23 protein-coding genes and 1 pseudogene are annotated in these 25,881 nt (G+C 61.2%); 17 read left to right on the top strand and 7 right to left on the bottom strand.

Annotation, left to right across the window (positions count from 1 at the left end; translation table 11 throughout):
- The first annotated feature begins 71 nt into the window (after positions 1–71).
- Positions 72–473, top strand: a complete 402-nt coding sequence (locus tag F8N85_RS29050) for a MerR family transcriptional regulator (protein ID WP_150644617.1) — start codon at positions 72–74, stop codon at positions 471–473.
- A 218-nt stretch (positions 474–691) separates the two neighbouring features.
- The gene (locus tag F8N85_RS29045; RefSeq protein ID WP_150806904.1) at positions 692–1,591 is read left to right on the top strand and encodes a hydroxymethylglutaryl-CoA lyase; all 900 of its coding nucleotides are present in this window, start codon (positions 692–694) and stop codon (positions 1,589–1,591) included.
- A gap of 735 nt (positions 1,592–2,326) precedes the next feature.
- On the opposite strand, the gene F8N85_RS29040 is transcribed toward F8N85_RS29045, so the two are convergent.
- Positions 2,327–4,018 carry an AMP-binding protein gene (locus tag F8N85_RS29040; protein WP_150806903.1) on the bottom strand — a complete coding sequence of 564 codons (1,692 nt, stop codon included), beginning with the start codon at positions 4,016–4,018 and terminating at the stop codon, positions 2,327–2,329.
- Positions 4,019–4,196: 178 nt separating this feature from the next.
- Here F8N85_RS29040 and F8N85_RS29035 point away from each other — a divergent pair, with 178 nt between their 5' ends.
- The 4 genes from F8N85_RS29035 to F8N85_RS29020 all read left to right on the top strand — a co-directional run bounded on the left by F8N85_RS29035 (position 4,197) and on the right by F8N85_RS29020 (position 9,866).
- Entirely contained in the window at positions 4,197–5,360 is a 1,164-nt protein-coding gene (locus tag F8N85_RS29035; protein WP_150806902.1) for an isovaleryl-CoA dehydrogenase, read from the top strand.
- Positions 5,361–5,375: 15 nt separating this feature from the next.
- Positions 5,376–6,983 (top strand): carboxyl transferase domain-containing protein, encoded by a 1,608-nt coding sequence (locus F8N85_RS29030; protein WP_150806901.1) that lies wholly within the window; start codon positions 5,376–5,378, stop codon positions 6,981–6,983.
- 118 nt (positions 6,984–7,101) lie between these two features.
- Complete coding sequence (locus tag F8N85_RS29025; protein WP_150806900.1) at positions 7,102–7,917, top strand: gamma-carboxygeranoyl-CoA hydratase; 816 nt, start codon at positions 7,102–7,104, stop codon at positions 7,915–7,917.
- Positions 7,917–9,866, top strand: a complete 1,950-nt coding sequence (locus F8N85_RS29020) for an acetyl/propionyl/methylcrotonyl-CoA carboxylase subunit alpha (RefSeq protein ID WP_150806899.1) — start codon at positions 7,917–7,919, stop codon at positions 9,864–9,866. The genes F8N85_RS29025 and F8N85_RS29020 overlap by 1 nt, the downstream gene beginning before the upstream one ends.
- A 43-nt stretch (positions 9,867–9,909) precedes the next feature.
- Here F8N85_RS29020 and F8N85_RS29015 read toward each other — a convergent pair whose 3' ends face one another.
- Positions 9,910–10,578: a LexA family protein gene (locus tag F8N85_RS29015; RefSeq protein ID WP_150806898.1), complete on the bottom strand. Its 669-nt coding sequence runs from the start codon at positions 10,576–10,578 to the stop codon at positions 9,910–9,912.
- Positions 10,579–10,707: 129 nt separating this feature from the next.
- On the opposite strand from F8N85_RS29015, the gene F8N85_RS29010 reads away from it, so the two are divergent.
- Positions 10,708–11,049: a DUF6124 family protein gene (locus tag F8N85_RS29010; protein ID WP_150806897.1), complete on the top strand. Its 342-nt coding sequence runs from the start codon at positions 10,708–10,710 to the stop codon at positions 11,047–11,049.
- Positions 11,050–11,574: 525 nt separating this feature from the next.
- Positions 11,575–12,726 carry a M14-type cytosolic carboxypeptidase gene (locus F8N85_RS29005; protein ID WP_150806896.1) on the top strand — a complete coding sequence of 384 codons (1,152 nt, stop codon included), beginning with the start codon at positions 11,575–11,577 and terminating at the stop codon, positions 12,724–12,726.
- A gap of 229 nt (positions 12,727–12,955) precedes the next feature.
- Here the strand turns inward: F8N85_RS29005 and F8N85_RS29000 are convergent, their stop codons facing one another.
- Both F8N85_RS29000 and F8N85_RS28995 read right to left on the bottom strand, forming a co-directional pair.
- The gene (locus tag F8N85_RS29000; RefSeq protein ID WP_150806895.1) at positions 12,956–13,501 is read right to left on the bottom strand and encodes a cytochrome b; all 546 of its coding nucleotides are present in this window, start codon (positions 13,499–13,501) and stop codon (positions 12,956–12,958) included.
- Positions 13,498–14,577 carry a catalase family peroxidase gene (locus F8N85_RS28995; RefSeq protein ID WP_150806894.1) on the bottom strand — a complete coding sequence of 360 codons (1,080 nt, stop codon included), beginning with the start codon at positions 14,575–14,577 and terminating at the stop codon, positions 13,498–13,500. The genes F8N85_RS29000 and F8N85_RS28995 overlap by 4 nt, the downstream gene beginning before the upstream one ends.
- Before the next feature lie 151 nt (positions 14,578–14,728).
- Here F8N85_RS28995 and F8N85_RS28990 point away from each other — a divergent pair, with 151 nt between their 5' ends.
- Both F8N85_RS28990 and F8N85_RS28985 read left to right on the top strand, forming a co-directional pair.
- Positions 14,729–15,235, top strand: coding sequence for an RNA polymerase sigma factor (locus F8N85_RS28990; protein ID WP_150806893.1), 507 nt, complete (start codon positions 14,729–14,731; stop codon positions 15,233–15,235).
- Positions 15,232–15,984 carry an anti-sigma factor family protein gene (locus F8N85_RS28985; RefSeq protein WP_150806892.1) on the top strand — a complete coding sequence of 251 codons (753 nt, stop codon included), beginning with the start codon at positions 15,232–15,234 and terminating at the stop codon, positions 15,982–15,984. Before F8N85_RS28990 ends, F8N85_RS28985 begins: the two co-directional genes overlap by 4 nt.
- Before the next feature lie 203 nt (positions 15,985–16,187).
- Here the strand turns inward: F8N85_RS28985 and F8N85_RS28980 are convergent, their stop codons facing one another.
- From F8N85_RS28980 to F8N85_RS28970, 3 genes and pseudogenes are all read right to left on the bottom strand, one after another.
- A complete protein-coding gene (locus F8N85_RS28980) occupies positions 16,188–17,621 on the bottom strand; it encodes an FAD/NAD(P)-binding protein (RefSeq protein WP_150806891.1) in 1,434 nt (477 codons plus the stop codon).
- A gap of 25 nt (positions 17,622–17,646) precedes the next feature.
- Positions 17,647–17,817 (bottom strand): annotated as a pseudogene (locus F8N85_RS35250) (ABC transporter ATP-binding protein); the annotation flags it as partial.
- A 116-nt stretch (positions 17,818–17,933) separates the two neighbouring features.
- Positions 17,934–18,497, bottom strand: coding sequence for a helix-turn-helix domain-containing protein (locus F8N85_RS28970; protein ID WP_150806890.1), 564 nt, complete (start codon positions 18,495–18,497; stop codon positions 17,934–17,936).
- Between F8N85_RS28970 and F8N85_RS28965 the strand changes: the two genes are divergently transcribed.
- From F8N85_RS28965 to F8N85_RS28935, 7 genes are all read left to right on the top strand, one after another.
- Entirely contained in the window at positions 18,492–19,520 is a 1,029-nt protein-coding gene (locus F8N85_RS28965; protein ID WP_150806889.1) for a DMT family transporter, read from the top strand. The genes F8N85_RS28970 and F8N85_RS28965 overlap by 6 nt on opposite strands.
- Positions 19,521–19,766: 246 nt before the next feature.
- A complete protein-coding gene (locus F8N85_RS28960; RefSeq protein ID WP_150806888.1) occupies positions 19,767–22,685 on the top strand; it encodes a monovalent cation/H+ antiporter subunit A in 2,919 nt (972 codons plus the stop codon).
- A complete protein-coding gene (locus tag F8N85_RS28955) occupies positions 22,685–23,029 on the top strand; it encodes a Na+/H+ antiporter subunit C (protein ID WP_023968969.1) in 345 nt (114 codons plus the stop codon). Before F8N85_RS28960 ends, F8N85_RS28955 begins: the two co-directional genes overlap by 1 nt.
- Positions 23,026–24,711: a monovalent cation/H+ antiporter subunit D gene (locus tag F8N85_RS28950; protein WP_150806887.1), complete on the top strand. Its 1,686-nt coding sequence runs from the start codon at positions 23,026–23,028 to the stop codon at positions 24,709–24,711. Before F8N85_RS28955 ends, F8N85_RS28950 begins: the two co-directional genes overlap by 4 nt.
- Positions 24,708–25,196, top strand: a complete 489-nt coding sequence (locus tag F8N85_RS28945; protein WP_150806886.1) for a Na+/H+ antiporter subunit E — start codon at positions 24,708–24,710, stop codon at positions 25,194–25,196. Before F8N85_RS28950 ends, F8N85_RS28945 begins: the two co-directional genes overlap by 4 nt.
- A complete protein-coding gene (locus F8N85_RS28940; RefSeq protein WP_150806885.1) occupies positions 25,193–25,471 on the top strand; it encodes a K+/H+ antiporter subunit F in 279 nt (92 codons plus the stop codon). The genes F8N85_RS28945 and F8N85_RS28940 overlap by 4 nt, the downstream gene beginning before the upstream one ends.
- Positions 25,468–25,836, top strand: coding sequence for a Na+/H+ antiporter subunit G (locus tag F8N85_RS28935; protein WP_150806884.1), 369 nt, complete (start codon positions 25,468–25,470; stop codon positions 25,834–25,836). The genes F8N85_RS28940 and F8N85_RS28935 overlap by 4 nt, the downstream gene beginning before the upstream one ends.
- Positions 25,837–25,881: the final 45 nt, after the last annotated feature.

The following is a 25,881-nucleotide window of genomic DNA, read 5'->3' as shown; positions in this document are numbered from 1 at the left end:
AGATCTTCACTGCTTGACGTAAACGTCAACCTGCCATTAGCTTAGCAGCAAGACCTTTCTCGAGCGCTTCCATGAGCAGCCAGACCTACAGCATCTCCGACCTCGCCCGCGAGCTCGATATCACCACCCGCGCCATTCGCTTCTATGAGGAGCAAGGCTTGCTTGCTCCCGAGCGGCGTGGCCAGGAACGCATCTACTCGCCCCGGGACAAAGTCAGCCTGAAGCTGATTCTGCGGGGCAAGCGCATCGGCTTCTCCCTGGCCGAATGCCGCGAGCTGATCGAACTCTACGACCCCACCAGCGGCAACCAGAAACAGCTGCACAGCATGCTGGCGAAAATCACCGAGCGTCGCGAGCAGCTGGAACAGCAGATGCTCGATATCGAGCAGATGAAACTGGAACTGGACACCGCGGAAGAGCGCTGTATCCAGGCGCTGGAAGAGACGATCGAGAATCAGAAGGTTGTGCAGTAGGAACATCGTTGGCCGAGGTTGAATGCGGTTGTGCGTAGCAGCTGGCGAAGCCTGCGTTCGAGCGCGTAGCGGTCGCAGTCCAAACGACACGTTTTCCCTGAAATGACGCGCTCGTGAATTCTACGACTGCTGCGCAGCCGAACGCAGCCTGACGGCAGCTGCTACGGGTGCGCGGTAGTACCGCTAATGCAGTATCAATAAAAACAGGTGAACCCCTTATGTCTCTCCCAACCCACGTACGCCTGATCGAAGTCGGCCCCCGCGACGGTCTGCAGAACGAAGCCCAACCCATCAGCGTGGCGGACAAGGTGCAACTGGTCGATGCGCTGACCGCCGCCGGTCTGGGCTATATCGAAGTCGGCAGTTTCGTCTCACCCAAATGGGTGCCGCAGATGGCCGGCTCCGCCGAGGTCTTCGCCCAGATCCAGCGCAAGGCAGGCGTGACCTACGGTGCGCTGGCACCAAACCTGCGCGGTTTCGAAGACGCACTGGCGGCCGGGGTCAAGGAAGTCGCGGTGTTCGCCGCCGCTTCCGAAGCGTTTTCCCAACGCAATATCAATTGCTCGATCAGCGAAAGCCTCGAGCGTTTCGTGCCAATCATGGAGGCCGCCAGGCAACACGGCGTCAGCGTACGCGGTTATGTGTCCTGCGTGCTGGGTTGCCCGTATGAAGGTGAGGTGGCGCCCGAGCAAGTCGCCGCTGTCGCGCGTGAGTTGTATGCCATGGGCTGCTACGAAGTTTCGCTGGGCGACACCATCGGCACCGGTACCGCCGGCGCTACCCGAAGGATGTTCGAGGTGGTCGGCGCTCAGGTCCCGCGGGACAAACTGGCCGGGCACTTCCACGACACTTACGGCCAGGCCGTGGCCAATATCTACGCCAGCCTGCTGGAAGGCATCGCGGTGTTCGACAGTTCCATCGCCGGCCTCGGCGGCTGCCCCTACGCCAAAGGCGCCAGCGGTAACGTCGCCACCGAAGACGTGCTGTACCTGCTCAATGGCCTGGGGATCAGCACCGGGATCGACATGGATCGCCTGATCCAGGCCGGCCAGCAGATCTGCACGGTACTGGGGCGCCCGACCGGTTCGCGCGTGGCCAAGGCTCGCAGCGCAGTGTGAGGTGTCGGGGTGTTACCGCCCCCTCAATCCCGCAGCGAAAACGAGTAACACGGGAACAGATTGGCGGGAATTGTCTGACTGCCCTTTCTTACAAATTTATCAAGTCATTGATTTTAAAGTGTTTTTAAAAGTTGGCACGGCTCCTGCTATCTCTTCTGTATAACAAGAATAAAAATAAGCGACAAACCCAATAAAAATAAGACGTAACGACTCTGACATAACAAAAACAACACGGCAGAGACGCAGCTAACAGATTTTTTTGGAGAAGGTGTGCTTTTCAGGGTGCTTTTCGAAGCAACCCGCAACCGGGCAGAGAACAATAAAACTACCTTCAGGTAGCTCCCGAACTGGTTGGATCGCTTGGCGAGAAGGTAGATCAGCGCTCAAAAAAATACGTTTGCTCTTGATCCTGGATAGGGATCGACATAACAGCGGTAAAGGGCCACGGTTGCCAAAAACAACAACAGACCGCCCCTCAATAATAAAAAAAGAGCACGTAACAACAAATTAAAGGGGAGCTTCGGCTCCCCTTTGTGCTTTCTGGCGTTTGGGTTTTCCTCCCAACTATGCGGTACCGCCAAAAGATCGCAGCCTTCGGCAGCTCCTACGCCGACCGAGCTGGTACTCGATATGGCCGGCGAATTAAAGCCCCCCCCCTGTAGGAGCTCGCGCAGCCTGCGATCTTTTGATCTTCGGGCGTTGCACCACCCCAAAAGATCGCAGCCTCGGCCCCTCCTACCGCGTCGCGCTGAGCTCCTCGATGCTGATCTCGCGCATCCTGAATTTCTGGATCTTGCCAGTCACCGTCATCGGAAATTCATCGACGAATTTAAAGTAACGCGGCGTCTTGAAGTGCGCGATGCGTTCCTTGCACCAGGTTTGCAGCTCCAGTTCGTTGGCCGTGTGGCCGGGATGGAACTTGATCCAGGCAACTATTTCCTCACCGTACTTGGCGTCCGGAATGCCGATAATCTGCACATCCGCCACCGCCGGATGGGTAAAGAAAAACTCTTCCAGCTCACGGGGATAAACGTTTTCGCCGCCGCGAATAATCATGTCCTTGTTGCGCCCGACGATGCACACGTAGCCTTGCTCATTCATGGTCGCCAGATCACCGGTGCGCATCCAGCCGGCCTCATCAATGGCCTCGGCGGTGCCTTTCGGATTGTTCCAGTAACCGAGCATCACACTGTAACCACGGGTGCACAGCTCGCCGATCTGCCCGCGAGGAACGGTGTTACCGACTCCGTCGATGATCTTGCTTTCCAGTTGCGGCTGGGTTCGACCGACCGTGGTGACGCGCACCTCCAGGTCGTCCGCGGGACCGGTCTGCAAGGACACCGGGCTGGTTTCGGTCATGCCGTAGGCGATCTGCACTTCGCTCATGTGCATTTCGTTAATCACCCGACGCATCACTTCGATCGGACAGGTTGCCCCGGCCATGATCCCGGTGCGCAAGCTCGACAGGTCGAACTCGGCGCGCCGTGGCTGATCGAGCATGGCGATAAACATGGTGGGTACACCGTACAACGCCGTGGCCTGTTCTTCGGCGACGGTGGTCAAGGTCAGCAACGGATCGAAGGCATCGTTGGGGTAAATCATGGTGCTGCCATGGGTCATGCAACCGAGGTTACCCATGACCATGCCGAAGCAGTGATACAGCGGCACCGGGATTACCAGCCGATCGGCTGCGGTCAGGCCGAGGCTTTCACCGACCATGTAGCCATTGTTCAGAATGTTGTGGTGACTGAGGGTCGCACCTTTGGGAAAGCCGGTGGTGCCCGAGGTGTACTGGATGTTCACCGCCTGATCGAAATGCAGGCTGTTCTGCCGGTCCTGCAAGCGCTCAACCTCTACCCCGGCACCCAACGCGGACAACTGCGACCAAGGCAGGAAACCCGATGGCGGCTGCAGATCCAGACTGATGACGCCGCGCAGGTCCGGCAGGCGTTCGCTGTGCAACTGGCCGATGGCCTGTTCTGCCAGTTCCGGCACCAGGCCTTGCAGCATCGCGTGGTAATCGGAAGTCTTGAAGGACCCGGCGCACACCAGCCATTGGCAACCGGATTGCTTAAGCACGTATTCCAGTTCGGAACTGCGATAGGCCGGATTGATGTTGACCAGGATCACCCCGATCTTCGCGCTGGCAAACTGACTGATGCACCACTGGGCGCAGTTCGGCGCCCAGACGCCAAGGCGATCACCGGCCTGCAAACCCAATGCAAGCAGCGCTCTGGCATGCAAGTCGACGGCCTCGGCCAACTGCTTCCAGCTATAGCGCTGTTGCTGATGGCGAACCACCAACGCCTCGCCATCCGGATACTGCGCAACGGTGTTGTCGAACGCCTGACCGATGGTCAGCGCCAGCAGGGCTTTGTCCTGCGAGCCACGGGTATAGCTATGCTGAATGGCACCTGGTTGATCCATGACGACCCCTATTGTGTTTATTAGTGGGTTTGAACAAAAAATCTGCCTCTACTCTGGCGCAAGTTGACGTTAACGTAAAGGGTGATTGACAGTCGTCGAGCGCAGGCTTACGTTAACGTAAAGGTGAGAGCTGATCAGGCGCTCTCCGCTCTCTAACAAAAAGCCCAAAGGTGACCCCATGAGCTACCCAACCCTGAACTTCGCCCTGGGCGAAACCATCGACATGCTGCGCGATCAGGTCCAGTCCTTCGTGGCCAAGGAGATCGCCCCGCGCGCTGCGCAGATCGATGTCGACAACCTGTTCCCCGCCGACCTGTGGCGCAAGTTCGGTGACATGGGATTGCTTGGGGTTACCGTGCCGGAAGAATACGGCGGAGCCGGCCTGGGCTACCTGGCCCACGTGGTGGCCATGGAAGAAATCAGCCGCGGCTCGGCTTCGGTTGCCCTCTCCTACGGCGCGCATTCCAACCTTTGCGTCAACCAGATCAACCGTAATGGCAACCACGAACAGAAAACCAAATACCTGCCAAAACTGATCAGCGGCGAACACGTCGGTGCTCTGGCCATGAGTGAACCGAATGCCGGTTCCGACGTGGTCTCGATGAAATTGCGCGCCGACAAGCGTGGCGACCGTTTTGTCCTGAACGGCAGCAAGACCTGGATCACCAACGGTCCGGATGCCAGCACCTATGTGATCTACGCCAAGACCGACCTGGAAAAAGGCGCCCACGGCATCAGTGCTTTCATTGTCGAGCGTGACTGGAAAGGCTTCAGCCGCAGCAACAAATTCGACAAGCTCGGCATGCGCGGCTCAAACACTTGCGAGCTGTTCTTCGACGACGTTGAAGTGCCGGAAGAAAACCTGCTGGGCGCCCTCAACGGTGGCGTCAAAGTGTTGATGAGCGGCCTCGATTACGAGCGCGTGGTGCTCTCCGGCGGCCCGACCGGGATCATGCAGGCCTGCATGGACCTGGTGGTGCCCTACATCCATGACCGCAAACAGTTCGGTCAGAGCATCGGCGAGTTCCAGCTGATCCAGGGCAAAGTCGCCGACATGTACACCCAACTCAACGCCAGCCGCGCCTATCTCTATGCGGTGGCCCAGGCCTGCGAGCGCGGCGAAACCGCCCGCAAGGACGCCGCCGGGGTGATCCTCTACAGCGCTGAATGCGCGACCCGAATGGCCCTCGACGCGATCCAGATTCTCGGCGGCAACGGCTACATCAATGAATTCCCGGCAGGTCGTTTGCTGCGTGACGCCAAGCTCTACGAAATCGGCGCCGGCACCAGCGAGATTCGCCGCATGCTGATCGGTCGTGAACTGTTCAACGAAACCCGCTAACAGAGCGAGCGCCCCATGACCATCTTGCATACTCAACTCAATCCGCGCTCGGCGGAGTTCGCGACCAACCGCGCGGCAATGCTCACCCAGGTCGACGCGCTGCATACCCTGCTCGCTCAGGTCCAGCAAGGTGGCGGCGCCAAGGCCCAGGAGCGGCACACCTCGCGGGGCAAACTGCTGCCGCGCGAGCGGATCAATCGCCTGCTCGATCCGGGTTCGCCATTTCTGGAAATCAGCCAACTGGCGGCCTACGAAGTGTATGGCGAAGATGTTCCGGCTGCCGGCGTGATTGCCGGGATTGGCCGGGTCGAGGGCGTCGAATGCATGATCGTCGCCAACGACGCCACGGTAAAAGGCGGTTCCTACTACCCGCTGACCGTGAAAAAGCACCTGCGCGCCCAGACCATCGCCCAGCAGAATCGCCTGCCGTGCATTTACCTGGTGGACTCCGGCGGCGCCAACCTGCCACGTCAGGATGAAGTGTTCCCGGACCGCGAGCACTTCGGGCGGATCTTCTTCAACCAGGCCAACATGAGCGCCATGGGCATTCCGCAGATCGCCGTGGTCATGGGTTCCTGCACTGCCGGCGGCGCCTACGTACCGGCCATGGCCGACGAAGCGATCATGGTTCGCCAACAGGCCACCATCTTCCTCGCCGGCCCACCGCTGGTGAAAGCCGCCACCGGTGAAGTGGTCAGCGCCGAAGACCTTGGCGGGGCCGATGTGCACTGCAAGATTTCCGGGGTCGCAGACCATTACGCCGACAGCGATGAACACGCGCTGGCCCTGGCGCGGCGCAGCGTGTCCAACCTCAATTGGCGCAAGCTCGGTGAGTTGCAACAACGCGCGCCGATTGCCCCGCTGTTCCCCACCGACGAGCTGTATGGCGTGGTTCCGGCCGACGCCAAGCAACCGTTCGACGTGCGTGAAGTCATCGCGCGCCTGGTGGACGGTTCGGTGTTCGATGAATTCAAGGCACTGTTCGGTACCACGCTGGTGTGCGGTTTTGCTCACCTGCATGGCTACCCGATCGCTATCCTCGCCAACAACGGCATCCTCTTCGCCGAAGCCGCGCAAAAAGGCGCGCACTTTATCGAACTGGCCTGCCAGCGCGGTATTCCGCTGCTGTTCCTGCAGAACATCACCGGCTTCATGGTCGGCCAGAAATACGAGGCCGGCGGCATCGCCAAACACGGTGCGAAACTGGTAACCGCGGTGGCTTGCGCCAAGGTGCCGAAGTTCACCGTGATCATCGGTGGCAGCTTCGGTGCGGGCAACTACGGCATGTGTGGCCGCGCCTACGATCCGCGCTTTTTGTGGATGTGGCCCAACGCTCGCATTGGCGTGATGGGCGCCGAGCAGGCCGCCGGGGTGCTGGTGCAAGTCAAGCGCGAGCAAGCCGAGCGCAGTGGTCACAGCTTCTCCGATGCACAGGAAGCCGAGATCAAGCAACCAATCCTCGATCAGTACGAACAGCAGGGTCACCCCTACTACTCCAGCGCACGGTTGTGGGACGACGGCGTCATCGACCCGGCGCAGACCCGCGACGTGCTGGCTCTGGCCTTGTCAGCCTCGTTGAATGCCCCAATCGAACCGAGCCGCTTCGGTGTGTTCCGGATGTGATTTTTTTGTGGGCGCGGGCTTGCCCGCGAAGAACGATGATGTGGTCAGACAGACAGAACCGCATCGTCCGCTTCGCAGGCAAGCCAGCCCCCACAAGAGCCGTGGAGAACGGAAGAATATGAGCGACTTCAACACCCTCGAACTGCTGACCGACCCGCGTGGTTTTGCGACCCTGTGGCTCAGTCGTGAAGAAAAGAACAACGCGTTCAACGCCGAAATGATCCGCGAACTGATCCTCGCCCTGGACAAGGTCTCGAGCGATGTGAGCCTGCGGTTTCTGTTGGTACGCGGTCGCGGCAAGCATTTCAGTGCCGGCGCCGATCTGGCCTGGATGCAGCAGTCGGCCGAACTCGATTACCACACCAACCTCGACGACGCCCGGGAATTGGCGGAGTTGATGTACAACCTCGCCAAGCTGAAAATCCCGACGTTGGCGGTGGTGCAAGGCGCGGCCTTTGGCGGCGCGCTGGGCCTGATCAGTTGCTGCGACATGGCGATTGGCGCCGATGACGCACAGTTCTGCCTGTCGGAAGTGCGCATTGGCCTGGCGCCAGCGGTCATCAGCCCGTTCGTGGTGCAGGCCATCGGTGAACGCGCGACACGCCGTTATGCCCTGACCGCCGAGCGATTCGGCGGGCAACGGGCGCGGGAAATCGGCTTGTTGTCCGAAAGCTATCCGGCCACTGAGCTGGAGCAGAAAGTCGGACAGTGGATCGACAACCTGCTGCTCAACAGCCCGGCCGCCATGCGCGCCAGCAAGGACTTGCTGCGCGAAGTCGGCAACGGCGCACTGACTCCGGCGCTACGCCGCTACACCGAAAACGCCATCGCCCGCATCCGCGTCAGCCCCGAAGGCCAGGAAGGCCTGCGCGCCTTCCTGCAAAAACGTCCGCCGAACTGGCAGCCCGACACGACCACCAAGGAGCCGCGTTGATGAGCGCACCTTTTCTCACCACCCTGCTGGTGGCCAACCGCGGCGAAATCGCTTGCCGTGTGATGCGTACCGCCAAGGCCCTGGGCCTGACCACCGTGGCCGTGCACAGCGCCACCGACCGCGATGCGCGGCACAGTCGCGAAGCGGATATCCGCGTCGACCTGGGCGGCAGCAAAGCCGCTGACAGTTACCTGCAGATCGACAAACTGATCGCCGCAGCCAAAGCCAGCGGCGCCCAGGCGATCCACCCCGGCTACGGCTTCCTCTCGGAAAACGCCGGGTTCGCCCGCGCCATCGAAGCCGCCGGCTTGATCTTCCTCGGCCCACCCGCCTCGGCCATCGATGCCATGGGCAGTAAATCCGCGGCCAAAGCCTTGATGGAAACCGCTGGCGTGCCGCTGGTGCCGGGGTACCACGGCGAAGCCCAGGACCTGGAAACCTTCCGCGCCGCCGCCGAGCGCATTGGCTATCCGGTGCTGCTCAAGGCTACGGCCGGCGGCGGTGGCAAAGGCATGAAAGTGGTCGAGGACGTCAGCCAGCTGGCCGAAGCCCTGGCCTCGGCTCAGCGTGAAGCGCAATCGTCGTTCGGCAATTCGCAGATGCTGGTGGAAAAATACCTGCTCAAACCGCGCCACGTGGAAATCCAGGTGTTCGCCGATCAGCACGGCAACTGCCTGTACCTCAACGAGCGCGACTGCTCGATCCAGCGTCGCCACCAGAAAGTCGTCGAGGAAGCACCGGCTCCAGGGTTGAGCGCCGAACAGCGTCGGGCCATGGGTGAAGCGGCTGTTCGTGCCGCCCAGGCGATTGGCTATGTCGGCGCCGGCACCGTGGAATTCCTGCTGGATTCGCGCGGCGAATTTTTCTTCATGGAGATGAACACCCGCTTGCAGGTCGAGCACCCGGTCACCGAAGCCATCACTGGCCTCGACTTGGTGGCCTGGCAGATTCGCGTCGCCCAGGGCGAAGTGCTGCCGATGACCCAGGAGCAGGTCCCGCTGATCGGGCATGCGATCGAAGTTCGTTTGTATGCCGAAGACCCGAGCAATGACTTCCTGCCGGCGACCGGCCGTCTTGACCTGTATCGCGAATCGGCAGCAGGCCCGGGTCGTCGCGTCGACAGCGGCGTGGAAGAAGGCGACAGCATTTCGCCGTTCTACGACCCGATGCTCGGCAAGCTGATCGCCTGGGGCGAGAACCGTGAACAGGCGCGCCTGCGCCTGCTGAGCATGCTCGATGAGTTCGCCATCGGCGGGCTGAAGACCAACATCAGCTTCCTGCGACGTATCGTCGGCCACCCGGCCTTCGCGGCAGCGGAACTCGATACCGACTTTATCCCGCGCTATCAGGAACAACTGCTGCCCCCGCCCAACGAGCTCAGCGACGAGTTCTGGCAAGCCGCGGCGCAAGCCTTCGGGCAAAGCCAGCCGGCCTCCGTGCGGGCCGATGACCGCAGTTCACCCTGGGCGCTGGCCAGCGGTTTCCGTGCCGGGCTGCCACAGGAAACCACCTTGCACTTGAGTTGTGAGGGGCAGGATAAAGCCCTCACGCTGGACCCGGCAGACACCCGCACCGCCGAGCTTTGCGCCGAGCAGTTGCTGATCGAGCACCACGGTCTGCGGCGCCAGCATCGGGCGATCCGTCGCGGCGACACGCTCTATCTGCACTGGGAAGGCGAACTGCGCAGCATCAAGCCTTACGACCCGATTGCCGCGGTAGAAGCCAGCCACAGTCACCACGGCGGCCTCACGGCACCGATGAATGGCAGCATCGTACGGGTGCTGGTCGAAGCCGGGCAAACCGTCGAAGCCGGTGCGCAGTTGGTGGTGCTGGAAGCAATGAAAATGGAGCACAGCATTCGCGCCCCCCATGCCGGGGTGATCAAGGCGCTGTATTGCCTGGAAGGCGAGATGGTCAGCGAAGGCAGTGCACTGGTAGAACTGGAGTAAGAGCGGTGAAATGATCGGTCCTGCGCCTAGGGACCGATCAGCATCAGAACTTCGCGGTGGCCTGCATCACCACGCCGATAATCCGGCATTCATCGGTGTACAGGGTTTTCGGATAGGTCGGGTTGAGTGGCACCAGGTAACGCTCGCCCCCCTCTTCGATCAACTTGCGAAAGGTGGCCTGGGCGTTGCCCGGCCACTGGGCAATCACCAGTTTGCCCGGCACTGCCTCAACCGCCGGGTCGACCAGAATCAGCATGTCCTGGGCAATGCTGAGGCCACTCGGGGCCGTCATGGCGTCCCCGACCACCACCAGCCAGAACGCCGCGCCCCGTGCATGGTAATCGGTCAGTTCGTAGCGTTCGCCGGCATAGACCGGTTGCTCAGCCTCGCGCGCTTCGCACACGTCTTGCCAGTCGCTGACCGGATAGCGGAAATACGGGTTGTATTTATCGGCCAGCGACATTTGGTAATCCTTTTCCTCGCCCGCCTCGTTCTTCGAAGTTTCGGGCTCCCTGATCACCAGTGCCACCTCGAGAAATCCCAATCCAAGCTCCTGAAGCACACGGTTCATGTCTTCAATCTTCGGTTGGCGACGTTTGTTCAGCCAATGGCCGACGCCGCCCTGGGACATGCCGAGACGTTCTGCGAGTTGCTCTTGGGTGACCTTGAGGTCACTCATTTTGGCCTTGACCAATTCGATCCATTTATCCATGGCCGGAACAATACTTTGTGTACTCGGACCCTCAATACACATATTGTAGTATTTAATTTATCGTCACAAATACACTATGTACTAGTCTTGGATGGACTTGTTCGACTTACCAGCAGAGCACCCGGAATCATGAGCACACCCAGCAATGACTCGTTAGAAATGGAAGCAGAGCTCGACTTTATCTCGTTGAAAGGCAACGCCGCGGCACAACGTGCACTGGACTATTACTTGAAACCGGAGGTTTCAGAAGCCACGTTCGAGGAAAAAATCTTTGAGGTAAGACCCGGTATCAGCAGCGAGGAGGCCATGGTCCACGCCTGCAGCCTGTTGCGTTGCGCTGCGGCCACCGCTCATGAATCAGCGGACAACCTGTTCGGCGCCAACCGTGATCTGGCATTCTCGGTGGTGCACATGATCGATATGGCGAAAACCCTGGTCGATCGGGCGCTGGACGGAAACCGCGGCGATTGATTCCTCTCTTGAAGGGCTTAAAGGCTGCATGGCGCAGACGTCAAGCTGGAGAGAAATCACCGAGGGCAGGAAAAAAAATTCCATTAAAGCAGGAGAAAACATTTGACTTGCAAATGATAATGATTATTATTGCATGCATCTGGTCGCGAGATCAGTCGATAGCTCAGGAGACCTTAGGTCGGACTCCTGGAATATCTCCTCATCAGGCTAATCACGGTTTTTGACCCGGCTTTTTGCCGGGTCTTTTTTTTTGCCAGTTTTTTCTGGCTTGGCTTCAGGCTAATGAAGACTGGGTGCTGCTATTTGAATGGCGGCGATGATAGCAAAGGAGTATCTGTTTGCAAGAGCGTGCCTTAGATACTGGGGCAAAGTATCAAAAAATAGCACTTGAGAATCAATCGCATACCCCCTAAGCTGCCGGCGCGTCAGGGACGACGCCCCCCTTTTTGCCGAATTGCCCGCCTTTATTTCCCCTCCTTGCGTGTAAAGTAGCAGCCATAAAAATCATACTCAGGGACCCAGACTATGACCGTGGCTCAGCGCGCCGTTGACATCACTTCGAACTTCGACAGCGGCAACATCGAGGTACTGGATACCAGCAATCCGCTGCAGGTATTGCTGGCTATCAAACCCGATACCCGCAGCAATCACTTCCAATGGTTCCACTTCAAGGCCAGTGGTCTGCATGTGGGCCAGGAACACTGGTTCCGCCTGAGTAACGCGAGCAAGTCTTCCTACAACAAGGCCTGGGCTGGCTACCAGGCCGTGGCCTCCTACGATCACGTCAACTGGTTTCGGGTGCCGACGATTTTCGAGGGCGATACCCTGCGGTTCAGCCTTGAAGCCAGTGCCACCAACGCCTGGTTCGCCTATTTCGAGCCCTATAGCCGCGGACGTCACGACTGGCTGATCGAGCAGGCGCTGACCAAGGCCGGCACCGAACTGCTCGCCACCGGCAAAAGCGTCGAAGGCCGCGACATTCAGTTGCTGCGCAAAGGCACCGGCGCCGAAGGCCAGCGCAAGGTCTGGATCATCGCGCAACAGCATCCCGGCGAGCACATGGCCGAATGGTTCATGGAAGGCATCATCGAACGTCTGCAACAGCACAACGATCCAGTGATGAAAAAGCTGCTGGAGCATGCCGACCTGTACCTGGTGCCCAACATGAACCCGGATGGCGCCTTCCATGGCCATCTGCGCACCAATGCCATGGGCCAGGACCTCAATCGCGCCTGGCAGAGCGCGAGCCAGGACCTCAGCCCGGAAGTGTTCTTCGTCCAGCAGCAAATGGACAAGTACGGCGTCGACCTGTTCCTCGACATCCATGGCGACGAAGAAATCCCCTATGTCTTCACCGCTGGCTGCGAAGGCAACCCGGGCTACACCCCGCGGATCGAGAAACTCGAAGAACATTTCCGTAAACACCTGAAACACCAGACTCGCGACTTCCAGACCACCCACGGCTACACCCGCGACAAACCGGGCAAAGCCAACATGACCCTGGCCTGTAATAGCGTCGGTGAGAAATTCGATTGTTTATCGTTGACCCTGGAAATGCCGTTCAAGGACAACAACGACGCACCGAATGCGCTGACCGGCTGGTCAGGCAAGCGTTCGAAGCAGCTGGGTAAGGATGTGTTGACGACCGTGGCGGACATGGTCGAAGTGTTGCGCTAAGCCGGTAACGGCCCGCTTGTCCACGCCAGGGCATGCGGGCCGGGTTACTCGACCGCCACCGAACTTTCGGTACTCGCGAGATCGCCAAGATCGCAGCCTTCGGCAGCTCCTACGCCGACTCCATGCACCCGTGATTTATCTGATGTATGCAAAATCTGTAGGAGCTGCCGCAGGCTGCGATCTTTTGGGGCCATCCAGGTCCTAACTGGTTGTGTATCCCCCCTGATTTTCAGCCGTGATCCTTGCCGAACAACATGCTCTGCAGTACCCCGTCGCGTCGCACCCAGCCATGGAACAACGCCGCCGCCAGGTGCAGCAGCACGGTCAGGAACAGCAGGTACGCGAGGTAACCGTGAGCCTTGCGCAGGAAAGCAAACATCTGTGGATTGGCCGGTAATATCGACGGCAGTTGCACCGAACTGCCGAGCATCACCGGGTCACCGGCCGCCGAGATCATTGCCCAACCCAACAGCGGCAATATCAGCATCAAAGCGTACAGCAACAGATGGGATGCCTTGGCCGCCAGCACCTGCCAACCGGGCAGGTCAGCCGGCAACGGCGGCTGCCGGGTCGAGAAGCGCACGACCAGGCGCACGATCACCAGCAGCAGAATCGCCACGCCCAGGGGTTTGTGGAGATGGATCAGCCATTCGTGCCGCTCGGACACCGAGGCCGCCATGCCCGCACCGATAAACAGCATGGCGATGACCATCAGCGCCATCAGCCAGTGCAGCAGCCGCGCCAGGGGCGCGAAATGATTGGGTTGGGCGCTCATGGGTGCGACTCCTGGGTAGCGGCAGGCAACTGGCTGACTTCGCTGGTGCGGCGCAGGTAAGACTTGGCGTATGCCGCAGAGCGGGCAGCCAGCAGCGGGTCGTCGGAACCTTCGATGCCGCTCGGCAGGATCAGCGGATCGTAGTTGATGTCGCGGCATTCGCCGTTGGTTTGCGCCTGGGTGCTTTCAAGCACCAGGGTGCCGGCATTTAACACTTTTCTATCGTTCGGCCAGGCTTTGCTGGCGTCATGTGTGGGATCGGCGGGGTTGGCCAGGGTGATGTTCAACTGCCAACGCAAGGGTCCGGCGGCCAGTCGTTGCACCAGATCTTTTTCCAGGAAGTCGGCGCCTTCAGGCGCACTGGCTCCTGCCGCATCTTGAGCAAGCGGCGCCACGCTCCAGCGCACGGCCTGACGCTTCCCCGCTGCATTCACCAGATAAAAGGCATTGATACCGTTATAGGTTTCGGTGGCGTAGCTGGCCGAAGGCTTGGCGGTCTTGACCCACTGCAGAAACGGCGCGGTTTCCGGGTGCGCGGCAAAGAACGCCGCAGGATTGGCGGGATTCGGCTTGCCGGTTGCCGGGTCCGGAGAACTGGCCTGTTGCAGTTGATAGAAGGCTTCGGGAGTACCCACCGGGAACACAGGCATGCTGTTCATCCCGGTGCGCCATTGCTGACCGTTGGCCTGTTTGAAGCGCAGCGCCAGGCTGCGGATCGGCACGCTGCTGTCCGGTGCATAGGGGTTACCGCTGGGCAATGCAAAGCGCCCCACCACTGGCGTACGCGCCTCGCCAAATACCTGGGCGCGGGAAAACTCACGGGCCTGACCACTGCTCTCGAAATAACCGGCCACGCACACGCCTTTGGCGTGATTGCGGCGAAACCCCGGATGCGCCCCGTTGTTTTTCTCCAGTACATCGACCAGTGCCTTGGGCGTCAGGCGCTGCGGGTCGAGGGTGCCGTTGACATAGGCAAACGCCCCGGCAATCGCCGCGACCACCACGGCAATCCCCGCCAGACGCAGCGTCAGACTCGCGGTACTCAGTGGCGGTGGCGGTGGTGAGCGATCAACCATGAAAATCTCCAGGGCCGTGGGCCGCAAATGACAAGGATCAATCAGACGAAGCCCGGCAGGGTTTATTCCATCGCCCGGTGTTTATTTTCCAGAGGCTGGAATAACCTTTAGTACCGGGCGTCTCCCTAGTCCCAAGACTAGCCAGAATTTCATGAACGATCTCGACGAACAGTTACGCCCACTTATCCCAAGGCTCAGGCGCTTCGCCATATCCTTGACCCGTAACTCCAGCAGCGCTGACGATCTGGTGCAGTCATGCCTGGAGCGGGCGCTGTCGGGTTGGGGTGACAAACGCCCCGAAGGCGATTTGCGGTCTTGGCTGTTCTCGATTCTTTACCGACAGTTTCTCGACGCCCATCGGCGCTCGCGACGTTATGCGCGGATGCTGGAGTTCTTTACCGGGCGCGATGATGCACAGCCCTCGGTGGAGCGCACAGTGATCGCGTTATCGACCCTCCAGGCATTCGACCGGCTGACCGCCGAGCAGCGCGCCCTGCTGCTCTGGGTCTCGGTGGAAGGCTTGAGCTACAAAGAGGTCGCCGAGATTCTCGACGTCCCCACCGGCACTGTGATGTCTCGCCTGTCCCGCGCCCGCCAGGCCTTGCGCCAGCTCAGCGACGGCGAGATCACCAGCCCTTCTCTGCGGATACTCAAATGATCAGCATGCCACCCAGCGAACGCGATCTGCACGCTTACGTCGACCATCAACTCAGCGATGCCGACCGGCGTCTGGTCGAAACCTACCTGAGCGCTCAACCCGAGGTCGCCGCACAAATCGGCGCCTGGCAGCAGGATGCCCAACAATTGCGCGCCGCCCTGAGCGGTACCCTGCAGAACCCGGCTAACCCGGACCACGATCCGCTGGTCATTCGCCAGCGCCTCAAACGTCAGACCCGACGCCATCTGGCCAGCGCCGCCCTGCTGTTGATCGCCATCGGCGTTGGCGGCATGAGCGGCTGGCAGGCACGCGAAATGACCATGGTTGTTGGGCCGCCACCGATGACCGATGCCATGCAGGCGCACCGGATGTTTGCTCAGCAAGGCATCCTGCCGGCCGATTTGAAAGTGCAGAACAATAACGACATGCAAACCTGGCTCGACCGTTACTTCAACCATGCCAACCGCCTGCCCGACTTGCAGAACGCCGGGTTCAAGGCGGTCAGCGCCCGCTTGTTGAGCACCGAACAGGGCCCGGCGGCGATGGTGTTGTATGAGGATCAGGACGGGCGCAAGGTCAGCTTCTACATCCGCCCACCAGGACCGAAAAACAAACTGCTGCCCCGTGGCAGCCGAAGTGACGGCGAATTGCAGGCCGAGTACTGGTCGGGGGCCGGGTACAACTATGCGATGGTCAGCCCGGCGGATTCGGCCGCGGCGCAGATGCTGCAACAGACGACCCGGTTCTAGCAGGAGAACCCGAGCCATCTTCTTCGCGGGCAAGTCGGATCGCCGCACCGCTGCGCCCACAAGGATTCATGGCGATCACACTACTGTGGTCTGTCACAAAACCTGTGGGAGCGAGCTTGCTCGCGATGGACGTTAACGATAACGCGTGTTTTCTGAATAAACGCGCCGCCCTTGAGTCCATCGCGAGCAAGCTCGCTCCCACATTACTGTTGAGAGACCAACCGCTGCGCCAGCGCCTTGGCCTGACTGGCCACGTCGGTCACCGCGGTACTTTCCCACCACATCCCCCGCAACGGCGGGCCCATGGCGAACAGGCGCTCGGCGACCTGGCCGCGGGCGTTGATCAGGGCGCCGCCAGCATCGGTGGCAATTCCCAAGGCCAGCGGCCCTGGCTGAATCAGCCCGCGCGCCAGCAACTGCTGAGGCAACGGCCGGGCCACTCGGCGCCAGTCGTATTCAATCCCGCTGGAGTTGATCAGCGCCGCACCGCTGACCAGGCAGGTATGCGTCTCGCCGCGTCGGCGCAGGCGAATGCTCACCTGGCCGTCAGCCGATGGCTCGAGACCCTTGAACGACGCTGCCTGAATTCGCAAACGTCCCTCGTTATGCAAACGTTCCACCAGTTCGGCACTCAACGGCGGCGAACGGTGATGGTGGCTTTCCCACCACGGCCGTACGTGGCGCACGAACTGCCGACGCTGCATGTCAGTCGCCTGGCTCCACAAGCGACCGATGTGCGCGCGCACGGTGTCCAGCGGCGCTTGCCAGTCGATACCGGCCGCCATTGCCGCCTGGCAGTGGCGACGCAGTTCACGCATCAACTGTCTGGGGCTGCGGATGCTTGGGTCTTCGGCGAGAAAATCCACCCAGGTCGGTGGCTGACGTCGAACATGGGGCAGTAGCCCGTGCCGGGAAAACACCTCGATCGGTCCGCGATGCCCGGCCTGTTCCAACGACACCACGGCATCGACCATGGTCAATCCCGAGCCGATGATCAGCACCCTGGCCTGCGGATCGAGCCGGGCCATGGCCGTAACATCCCAAGGGTCCAGCGCGGCCGTGTTCAAACCACTGGACTCGGTTTGCGGCGTGCGCGCGGCCGGGAACAGGCCGGTGGCCAGAACCGCGTAGGCCCCGCGTAATTGTCTGCCGTCATCCAGGGTCAACAGCACCCCGCTCTGGTCCATTTGCAGATCGACCGCTTCGCCACGAACGTGCTCGACGCTCGAACCCTGCTGCGCGCCGCCCGCCTGGGCTTCGGCCAGGCGTTGCTGTACATACAGGCCAAAAATCCCCCGGGGCGGGAACAACTCGCTGATGGGCACATGCTGCTGATCCGACTCCGGCCAGCCGCCGGCAGCGATGAACTCGCTCAACCATTGGGTCAGGTCATCAGCGTTGTCCGGGTCGACACTCATGCGCGCCGCGTTGCCGTTCAAGGTATGTCCCAATTCGACCGCACTGTAGGCCTCACCGCGCCCCAGTTCGGCGCGCGGCTCAATGACCAGCAGCCGGCGCTTGCCGGGCAGACGCAACAGCTGCGCCGCCAGCAGTGCGCCACTCAAGCCACCGCCGACAATCAGGATGTCCGCGCTGCGGAGGGCGTCGGTGGCCTGTGCGTTTGGGGATTCGCTCATGCGGTTCTCGCTTGTCAGTGTGGAAGGCGTATTTCAACGCCACATTAATGTTTTGCCCAACAATCAGAAAGCTCAACTGCCAGTCGCGATCGAGCTGCGCGACGGCCTCGAAAATCTCCTGGACGATAATAAGCGCCAAACCCATGGACGGCCTGTCCCGTAGTACCAAAGTAGGACGAGTCATCAACGCCCAGCCCTTCCCACAGAGAGCCTGGCATGCCACAAAATCTGCGATCTACGCCGTACTTGTAGGAGCGAGCTTGCTTGCTTATCTGCTGTTGGGCCGCGAACAGTTGCTGTTCAGTTCCCGGATCAAATCACCACATTACGCACGAACCGCGCCGCCACCGACCCCTCGTTGCGGTAGGAATGGGGTTGGTGACTGGCGTACATGAAGAACTCCCCGGCTTCAAGCGTGTGCACCTCTTCGCCGAGCATCAGTGTCAGGCAGCCTTCGAACACATAAAGCTGCTCGCTCCAGCCCTCGGCATCCGGTTCCGACAAGTACTGTTCGCCTGGTTCCAGCCGCCACTCCCACAACTCGACTTCACGGCTGGCCATCGCCTTGGCCAGCAGCACCGCTTTGCTGCCGGGGATCACCCCTGCCCACGCAAGCTCGTTGATGCGACTCGGGTCACGGGCATCGGGGGCCTGGATCAGGTCGCTGAAAGCCACGTCCAGGGCTTCGGCGACCCGATCCAGGGTGGTCAGGCTAACGTTCTTCTCGCCGGCTTCGATGGCCACCAGCATTCGCCGGCTGACCCCGGATTTTTCCGCCAGGGCGGTCTGGCTCAACTGCGCGGCATGCCGCAGCCGGCGAACGTTCTGGCTGACGTGCTGGAGGACTGAAGCGCGTTGCGTAGGATCTTTGTGCACTATATTGCTCACTTGACGGATTTGCGCAGTATACTGCCCAACTTCAGGCGCATTGTGCGTCGCCCTCAGGTAGCGCGCAAGGTCATGACGTCGGTGAAATCCCCCCCATCCTCTCCCCTGTTCTCTCGGTTCAGCAAAGCCGAGTGCGTGCTGGTGCTGATTACCATGATCTGGGGCGGGACATTTCTGCTGGTGCAGCACGCAATGACTGTCAGTGGACCGATGTTTTTCGTCGGCCTGCGGTTCGCCGCGGCGGCCGTTCTGGTCGCGCTGTTCTCGGCCCGGCATTTGCGCAATCTGAGCCTCTTCGAGTTCAAGGCCGGGGCGTTCATCGGCGTGGCGATCATGCTCGGTTACGGTCTGCAGACTGTCGGATTACAGACCATTCCCAGCAGTCAGTCGGCGTTCATTACCGCGCTCTACGTACCTTTTGTACCGCTGCTGCAATGGCTGGTGCTCGGGCGGCGGCCAAGGCTGATGCCGAGTATCGGCATCATGCTGGCGTTCACCGGCCTGATGCTGATCTCCGGCCCTGCCGGGGCATCGCTGAATTTCAACCCGGGGGAAATCGCCACGCTGATCAGCGCCATCGCAATTGCCGCCGAAATCATCCTGATCAGCACCTATGCCGGGCAGGTTGATGTACGCCGGGTCACGGTCGTGCAACTGGCCGTTACCTCGGTATTGGCGTTGCTGATGGTGGTGCCAACCCAGGAAGCCATTCCCCCGTTTTCCTGGCTGCTGCTGATCAGCGCCGTGGGCCTGGGCGCGGCCAGCGCGGCGATTCAGGTGGCGATGAACTGGGCGCAGAAAAGCGTTTCACCGACCCGCGCGACGCTGATCTATGCCGGCGAACCGGTGTGGGCCGGGATCGTCGGGCGGATTGCCGGTGAGCGGTTGCCGGCGATTGCCTTGCTCGGTGCCGGGTTGATCGTGGCGGCGGTGATCGTCAGTGAGTTGAAGACCAAGGGCAAGGATGTGGTTGAGATGGACGAAGTCTTGGAGAGCGGAAGCGAGAGATAACCAGTCAAGATCAAAAGATCGCAGCCTGCGGCAGCTCCTACGGTGGAATGTGTACACCCTGTAGGAGCTGCCGCAGGCTGCGATCTTTTCGCGGACAACCAAAATCTGATGCCGGCACATCGCTCTTCAAAACAATGAAAACCAGGCTTTTTCCGCCTACCTTGTAGGATCCTGCCACAGCTTGGCAGTTGGTGATCCATGGCCCGGCACGTATGATTCATCACAAACTTCGCAGATTAGAAGCCTATGTCCCTGATAGTTCTACTGCTTTTGCCTTTTATCGGCAGCTGTCTGGCGGCTGTGCTGCCGCACAACGCACGAAACACTGAATCCCTGCTGGCCGGCCTGGTTGCACTGATCGGCACGATACAAGTCGCCTTGCTCTACCCGCAGATCGCCGATGGCGGCGTGATTCGCGAAGAGTTTTTCTGGCTGCCTAGCCTGGGCTTGAACTTCGTCCTGCGCATGGACGGTTTCGCCTGGCTGTTCTCGCTGCTGGTGCTGGGCATCGGCGCACTGGTGTCGCTGTACGCGCGTTATTACATGTCGCCGGAAGATCCGGTGCCGCGCTTCTTTGCGTTTTTCCTGGCCTTCATGGGCGCCATGCTCGGGCTGGTGATTTCCGGCAACCTGATTCAGATCGTATTTTTCTGGGAACTGACCAGTCTGTTCTCGTTCCTGTTGATCGGCTATTGGCACCACCGCGCCGACGCCCGCCGCGGTGCCTACATGGCGCTGATGGTGACCGGCGCGGGCGGTTTGTGCCTGCTGGCGGGGGTCATGCTGCTCGGCCATGTCGTCGGCAGCTATGACCTGGACAAGGTGCTGGCCGCCGGTGACCTGATCCGCGCCCATAACCTGTACCCGGTCCTGCTGCCGCTGATCCTGATCGGCGCCTTGAGCAAAAGCGCACAGTTTCCCTTCCACTTCTGGCTGCCCCACGCCATGGCCGCACCGACTCCGGTCTCGGCCTACCTGCACTCGGCAACCATGGTCAAGGCCGGGGTGTTCCTCCTGGCGCGGCTCTGGCCGTCACTCTCCGGCAGCGAAGAATGGTTCTACATCGTCGGCGGAGCCGGCGCCTGCACCCTGTTGCTGGGTGCCTATTGCGCGATGTTCCAGAACGATCTCAAAGGTCTGCTGGCCTACTCGACCATCAGCCATCTTGGCCTGATCACCCTGTTGCTGGGGCTGAACAGTCCGCTGGCGGCGGTGGCGGCGGTGTTCCATATCCTCAACCACGCCACCTTCAAGGCCTCGCTGTTCATGGCCGCCGGCATCATCGACCACGAAAGCGGAACCCGCGATATCCGCAAACTCAGCGGTTTGATCCGGTTGATTCCCTTCACCGCCACCCTGGCGATGGTTGCCAGTGCCTCGATGGCCGGCGTACCGCTGCTCAATGGTTTCCTGTCGAAAGAGATGTTCTTCGCCGAAACCGTGTTCATTTCCGCCACTGCCTGGATCGAAATGACCCTGCCGGTGATCGCGACCATCGCCGGCACGTTCAGCGTCGCCTATTCCCTGCGCTTCACCGTCGACGTGTTCTTCGGTCCGACCGCCACTGACCTGCCGCACACCCCCCACGAACCGCCACGCTGGATGCGCGCGCCAGTCGAGTTGCTGGTGTTCACCTGCCTGGTGGTGGGAATTTTCCCGTCCCAGGTGGTCGGTCCGCTGCTGGCGGCCGCCGCCTTGCCGGTGGTCGGCACGCTGCCCGAGTACAGCCTGGCGATCTGGCACGGCTGGAACGCGCCGATGATCATGAGCCTGGTCGCCATGTCCGGCGGCATTGTGCTCTACCTGCTGTTGCGCAAGCAGCTCAAGCGCGGACGGTTCAAGTACCCGCCGATCATCGGCCACTTCAATGGCAAGCGGATGTTCGAGCGCAGCCTGGTGGTGATGATGCGCCTGACCCGCCGCATCGAAAGGCGAATCAGCACCAAGCGCCTGCAAAGCCAGTTGTTCCTGCTGGTACTGGCGGCAGTGCTCGCCGGGTTGATTCCGATGCTTCACAGCAGCCTGAGCTGGGGCGACCGGCCGAAGATTGCCGGTTCGATCGTCTTTGTCACCCTCTGGCTGCTGGCGATTGCCTGCGCCCTCGGTGCCGCCTGGCAAGCCAAGTATCACCGGCTCGCGGCCCTGACCATGGTCAGCGTCTGCGGCTTGATGACCTGCGTGACCTTCGTCTGGTTCTCGGCGCCGGACCTGGCCCTGACCCAACTGGTGGTCGAGGTGGTGACCACGGTGCTGATCCTGCTGGGGCTGCGCTGGTTGCCGCGACGGATCGAAGAAGTCTCGCCACCGCCCGGCAGCCTGCGTAAAGCGCGAATCCGGCGACTGCGCGACTTGCTGCTGTCGACCCTGGTCGGTGGCGGCATGGCATTGCTCTCCTACGCCATGCTGACCCGGCAGACCCCCAACCACATCTCCTCGTTCTACCTCAGCCGCGCCCTGCCCGAAGGTGGTGGCAGCAACGTGGTCAACGTGATGCTGGTGGACTTCCGTGGCTTCGATACCCTCGGCGAAATCACCGTGCTGGCGGCCGTGGCCCTGACCGTGTTCGCCCTGCTGCGACGCTTCCGCCCACCCAAGGAAAGCATGCAATTGCCGGCTCAACAGCGGCTGCTGGCGCCGGACGTGGTGACCGATCTGGTCAACCCGCGCCAGGCCAGCGACACCGCCTTGGGTTTCATGATGGTTCCTGCGGTGCTGGTGCGACTGTTGCTGCCGATTGCAATGGTGGTGTCGTTCTACCTGTTCATGCGCGGACACAACCAGCCGGGCGGCGGTTTCGTCGCCGGGCTGGTGATGTCGGTGGCGTTCATCCTGCAATACATGGTCGCCGGTACCCAATGGGTCGAAGCGCAGATGAGCCTGCGCCCAGTGCGCTGGATGGGCACCGGGCTGCTGTTCGCCACCGTCACCGGGCTGGGTGCGATGGCCGTCGGTTATCCGTTCCTGACCACCCACACCTGGCATTTTGAGTTGCCGATAATCGGTGACATCCACATCGCCAGTGCACTGTTCTTCGATGTCGGTGTGTACGCCGTGGTGGTGGGTTCAACGCTGCTGATCCTCACCGCGCTGGCGCACCAATCGGTGCGTGGCCATAAACCGAGCAGCCAGCCCAAACCCGTTGTCCAGCAAGGAGCAGTCGTCTGATGGAAGAAGTCATCGCAATTGCCATTGGAGTCCTGGCTGCTTCGGGAGTCTGGCTGCTACTACGGCCACGGACCTTCCAGGTGGTGATGGGGCTGTGCCTGTTGTCCTACGGGGTCAACCTGTTCATTTTCAGCATGGGCAGCCTGTTTATCGGCAAGGAGCCGATCATCAAGGACGGCGTACCCCAGGATCTGCTGCACTACACCGACCCGCTGCCCCAGGCCCTGGTGCTGACTGCCATTGTCATCAGCTTCGCCATGACCGCCCTGTTCCTGGTGGTGCTGCTGGCATCCCGCGGCCTGACCGGTACCGACCATGTGGATGGCCGGGAGCCTAAGGAATGAGCTGGATGCCCCATCTGATCGCCGCGCCGATTCTGCTGCCGTTGCTGACGGCGGCCCTGATGATGATGCTCGGGGAAAAACGTCGACCGCTCAAGGCGCGGATCAACCTGTTCTCGAGCCTGCTCGGCCTGGGGATTTCGATCCTGCTGTTGCAGTGGACCCAGCAAACAGATGTGCCCGGCTCGATCGGCGTCTACCTGCCGGGCAACTGGCAAGTGCCGTTCGGCATCGTGCTGGTGGTCGATCGCCTGTCGGCCTTGATGCTGGTGCTGACCGGAATCATTGGCGTCTGCGCCCTGCTATTCGCCATGGCCCGCTGGGACGGTGCCGGCTCGAGTTTCCACGCGTTGTTCCAGATTCAGTTGATGGGCCTCTATGGCGCCTTCCTGACCGCCGACCTGTTCAATCTGTTCGTGTTCTTTGAAGTGCTGCTGGCCGCTTCTTACGGTTTGATCCTCCACGGTTCCGGGCGGGCGCGGGTGTCGTCGGGGCTGCATTACATTTCGATCAACCTGCTGGCCTCGTCGCTGTTCCTGATTGGCGCGGCGCTGATCTATGGAGTCACCGGCACCCTGAACATGGCCGACCTGGCGCTGAAGATCCCGCTGGTCCCGGAAGCCGATCGCGGCCTGCTGCACGCCGGCGCGGCGATCCTCGCCGTGGCATTCCTGGCCAAGGCCGGCATGTGGCCGCTGAATTTCTGGCTGGTGCCGGCCTACTCCGCGGCCAGCGCGCCCGTGGCGGCGATGTTCGCGATCATGACCAAGGTCGGCGTGTACACCTTGCTGCGCTTGTGGACCCTGCTGTTTTCCGGGCAAGCCGGTGCTTCGGCGTACTTTGGCGGCGACTGGCTGATCTACGGCGGCATGGCGACGATCGTCTGCGCGGCGTTGGCGATTCTCGCCGCGCAACGGCTGGAGCGCATGGCCAGCCTGAGCATTCTGGTCTCGGCGGGCATCCTGCTGTCGGCCGTCGGCTTCGCCCAGCCGAGTCTTACCGCCGGTGCGTTGTTCTATCTGGTCAGCTCGACCCTGGCCTTGAGCGCGCTGTTCCTGCTGGCGGAACTGATCGAGCGTTCGCGTACGGCCATTGAAGTGCCGCTGGACTATGAGGGCGAGATCCTCCCGCGCCCCCCGAAATCCTTGCAGCCACTCAAAGGCACCAACCTGGATGACGAGCAGAAAACCGTGGTCGGCCAGGTGATTCCCTGGACCATGGCCTTTCTCGGCTTGAGTTTCATTGCCTGCGCGCTGCTGATCATCGGCATGCCGCCACTGTCGGGGTTTATTGGCAAACTGAGTTTGCTCAGCGCGCTGATCAACCCCGCGGGCCTGGGCAACGCTGCAGACCAGCCCATCTCGAATGCCGCCTGGAGCTTGCTGGCGTTGCTGATCCTGTCCGGGCTGGCTTCGCTGATCGCCTTCTCGCGCCTGGGCATCCAGCGCTTCTGGACCTCCGAGGAGCGCCCGTCGCCGTTGCTGCGGCGCCTGGAATGTGTGCCGATCTTCGCGCTGCTGGGCCTGAGCATTCTGCTGACCTTCAAGGCCGAACCGTTGCTGCGCTATACCCAGGCCGCCGCCGACACCCTGAATGACCCGCAACAATACGTCATGGCGGTGCTGGGCACACGCGCCGTACCGAGCCCGGAAGCCAGGGCGGCGCTGCTGGAGGTGCAACCATGAAGCGCCTGTTCCCTGCCCCTTGGTTGTCGTTGGCGCTCTGGCTGTTGTGGCTGGTGCTTAACCTGTCGGTCAGCCCCGGCCACCTGCTGCTCGGCGCCGTGCTCGGGTTTGTCGCACCGCTGATGATGAAACCATTGCGCCCGCTGCCGATCCGCATCCGTCGGCCCGGGGCGATTGTGCGGTTGTTTTTGCTGGTCGGTCGCGACGTGCTGGTGTCCAACCTGGTGGTCGCCTGGGGCGTGCTGAACGCCGGGCGCCGGGCGCCGCGCTCGCGGTTCATCAAGGTGCCGCTGGACCTGCGCGATGCCAACGGCCTGGCCGCGTTGTCGATGATCACCACGGTGATTCCCGGCACGGTGTGGTCGGAGCTGGCGCTGGACCGCAGCGTGTTGCTGCTGCATGTATTCGATCTGGATGACGACGCGCAATTCATCCAGCACTTCAAGGCGACTTATGAGCGCCCGTTGATGGAGATCTTCGAATGAGTGCCTTGCTGTCGAATGCGATTCTGCTGAGTCTGTTCATCTTTTCCGTGGCCATGGTCCTGACCCTGGTCCGCCTGTTCAAAGGCCCGTCGGCCCAGGACCGGGTTCTCGCGCTGGACTACCTGTACATTCTCGCCATGCTGATGATGCTGGTGCTGGGTATCCGCTACGCCAGTGACACCTACTTCGAAGCGGCGCTGCTGATCGCCTTGCTGGGGTTTGTCGGCTCGTTTGCCCTGGCGAAATTCCTCCTGCGTGGCGAGGTGATCGAATGAATGAGTTCGGCGAGCTGTCGCTGTGGATCGAGATCCCGGTGGCCATTCTGCTGGTGCTCAGCAGCGTGTTTGCGCTGATTGGCGCTTTCGGTCTGGTGCGGATGAAGGACTACTTCCAGCGCATGCACCCACCGGCCCTGGCCTCGACATTGGGCGCCTGGTGCGTGGCGCTCGCCTCGATCATCTATTTCTCGGGACTCAAATCCAGTCCGGTGCTGCACGCCTGGCTGATCCCGATTCTGCTGTCGATCACCATGCCGGTAGTCACCCTGCTGCTGGCGCGGGCGGCGTTGTTCCGCAAGCGCATGTCGGGGGATGATGTGCCGGCGGAGGTGAGTAGTCGGAGGTCTGAGGGTGGGAGCTGAGGCAGTCTGAAGGATGTGTGTCGTCAGACAGTCCGCATCGCGAGC

Origin of the sequence: Pseudomonas fluorescens (genome assembly GCF_902497875.1) — a bacterium.
Classification (GTDB): domain Bacteria; phylum Pseudomonadota; class Gammaproteobacteria; order Pseudomonadales; family Pseudomonadaceae; genus Aquipseudomonas; species Aquipseudomonas fluorescens_BR.
Note: the sequence above shows the minus strand (reverse complement) of the source record. Positions and strands in the feature narration are given on the sequence as shown.

Bases quoted from the DNA above. Each gene is read 5' to 3' on its own strand.
- F8N85_RS29050 (WP_150644617.1), top strand. From the start codon at position 72: ATGAGCAGCCAGACCTACAGCATCTCCGACCTCGCCCGCGAGCTCGAT.
- F8N85_RS29045 (WP_150806904.1), top strand. From the start codon at position 692: ATGTCTCTCCCAACCCACGTACGCCTGATCGAAGTCGGCCCCCGCGAC.
- F8N85_RS29040 (WP_150806903.1), bottom strand. From the start codon at position 4,018: ATGGATCAACCAGGTGCCATTCAGCATAGCTATACCCGTGGCTCGCAG.
- F8N85_RS29035 (WP_150806902.1), top strand. From the start codon at position 4,197: ATGAGCTACCCAACCCTGAACTTCGCCCTGGGCGAAACCATCGACATG.
- F8N85_RS29030 (WP_150806901.1), top strand. From the start codon at position 5,376: ATGACCATCTTGCATACTCAACTCAATCCGCGCTCGGCGGAGTTCGCG.
- F8N85_RS29025 (WP_150806900.1), top strand. From the start codon at position 7,102: ATGAGCGACTTCAACACCCTCGAACTGCTGACCGACCCGCGTGGTTTT.
- F8N85_RS29020 (WP_150806899.1), top strand. From the start codon at position 7,917: ATGAGCGCACCTTTTCTCACCACCCTGCTGGTGGCCAACCGCGGCGAA.
- F8N85_RS29015 (WP_150806898.1), bottom strand. From the start codon at position 10,578: ATGGATAAATGGATCGAATTGGTCAAGGCCAAAATGAGTGACCTCAAG.
- F8N85_RS29010 (WP_150806897.1), top strand. From the start codon at position 10,708: ATGAGCACACCCAGCAATGACTCGTTAGAAATGGAAGCAGAGCTCGAC.
- F8N85_RS29005 (WP_150806896.1), top strand. From the start codon at position 11,575: ATGACCGTGGCTCAGCGCGCCGTTGACATCACTTCGAACTTCGACAGC.
- F8N85_RS29000 (WP_150806895.1), bottom strand. From the start codon at position 13,501: ATGAGCGCCCAACCCAATCATTTCGCGCCCCTGGCGCGGCTGCTGCAC.
- F8N85_RS28995 (WP_150806894.1), bottom strand. From the start codon at position 14,577: ATGGTTGATCGCTCACCACCGCCACCGCCACTGAGTACCGCGAGTCTG.
- F8N85_RS28990 (WP_150806893.1), top strand. From the start codon at position 14,729: ATGAACGATCTCGACGAACAGTTACGCCCACTTATCCCAAGGCTCAGG.
- F8N85_RS28985 (WP_150806892.1), top strand. From the start codon at position 15,232: ATGATCAGCATGCCACCCAGCGAACGCGATCTGCACGCTTACGTCGAC.
- F8N85_RS28980 (WP_150806891.1), bottom strand. From the start codon at position 17,621: ATGAGCGAATCCCCAAACGCACAGGCCACCGACGCCCTCCGCAGCGCG.
- F8N85_RS28960 (WP_150806888.1), top strand. From the start codon at position 19,767: ATGTCCCTGATAGTTCTACTGCTTTTGCCTTTTATCGGCAGCTGTCTG.
- F8N85_RS28955 (WP_023968969.1), top strand. From the start codon at position 22,685: ATGGAAGAAGTCATCGCAATTGCCATTGGAGTCCTGGCTGCTTCGGGA.
- F8N85_RS28950 (WP_150806887.1), top strand. From the start codon at position 23,026: ATGAGCTGGATGCCCCATCTGATCGCCGCGCCGATTCTGCTGCCGTTG.
- F8N85_RS28945 (WP_150806886.1), top strand. From the start codon at position 24,708: ATGAAGCGCCTGTTCCCTGCCCCTTGGTTGTCGTTGGCGCTCTGGCTG.
- F8N85_RS28940 (WP_150806885.1), top strand. From the start codon at position 25,193: ATGAGTGCCTTGCTGTCGAATGCGATTCTGCTGAGTCTGTTCATCTTT.
- F8N85_RS28935 (WP_150806884.1), top strand. From the start codon at position 25,468: ATGAATGAGTTCGGCGAGCTGTCGCTGTGGATCGAGATCCCGGTGGCC.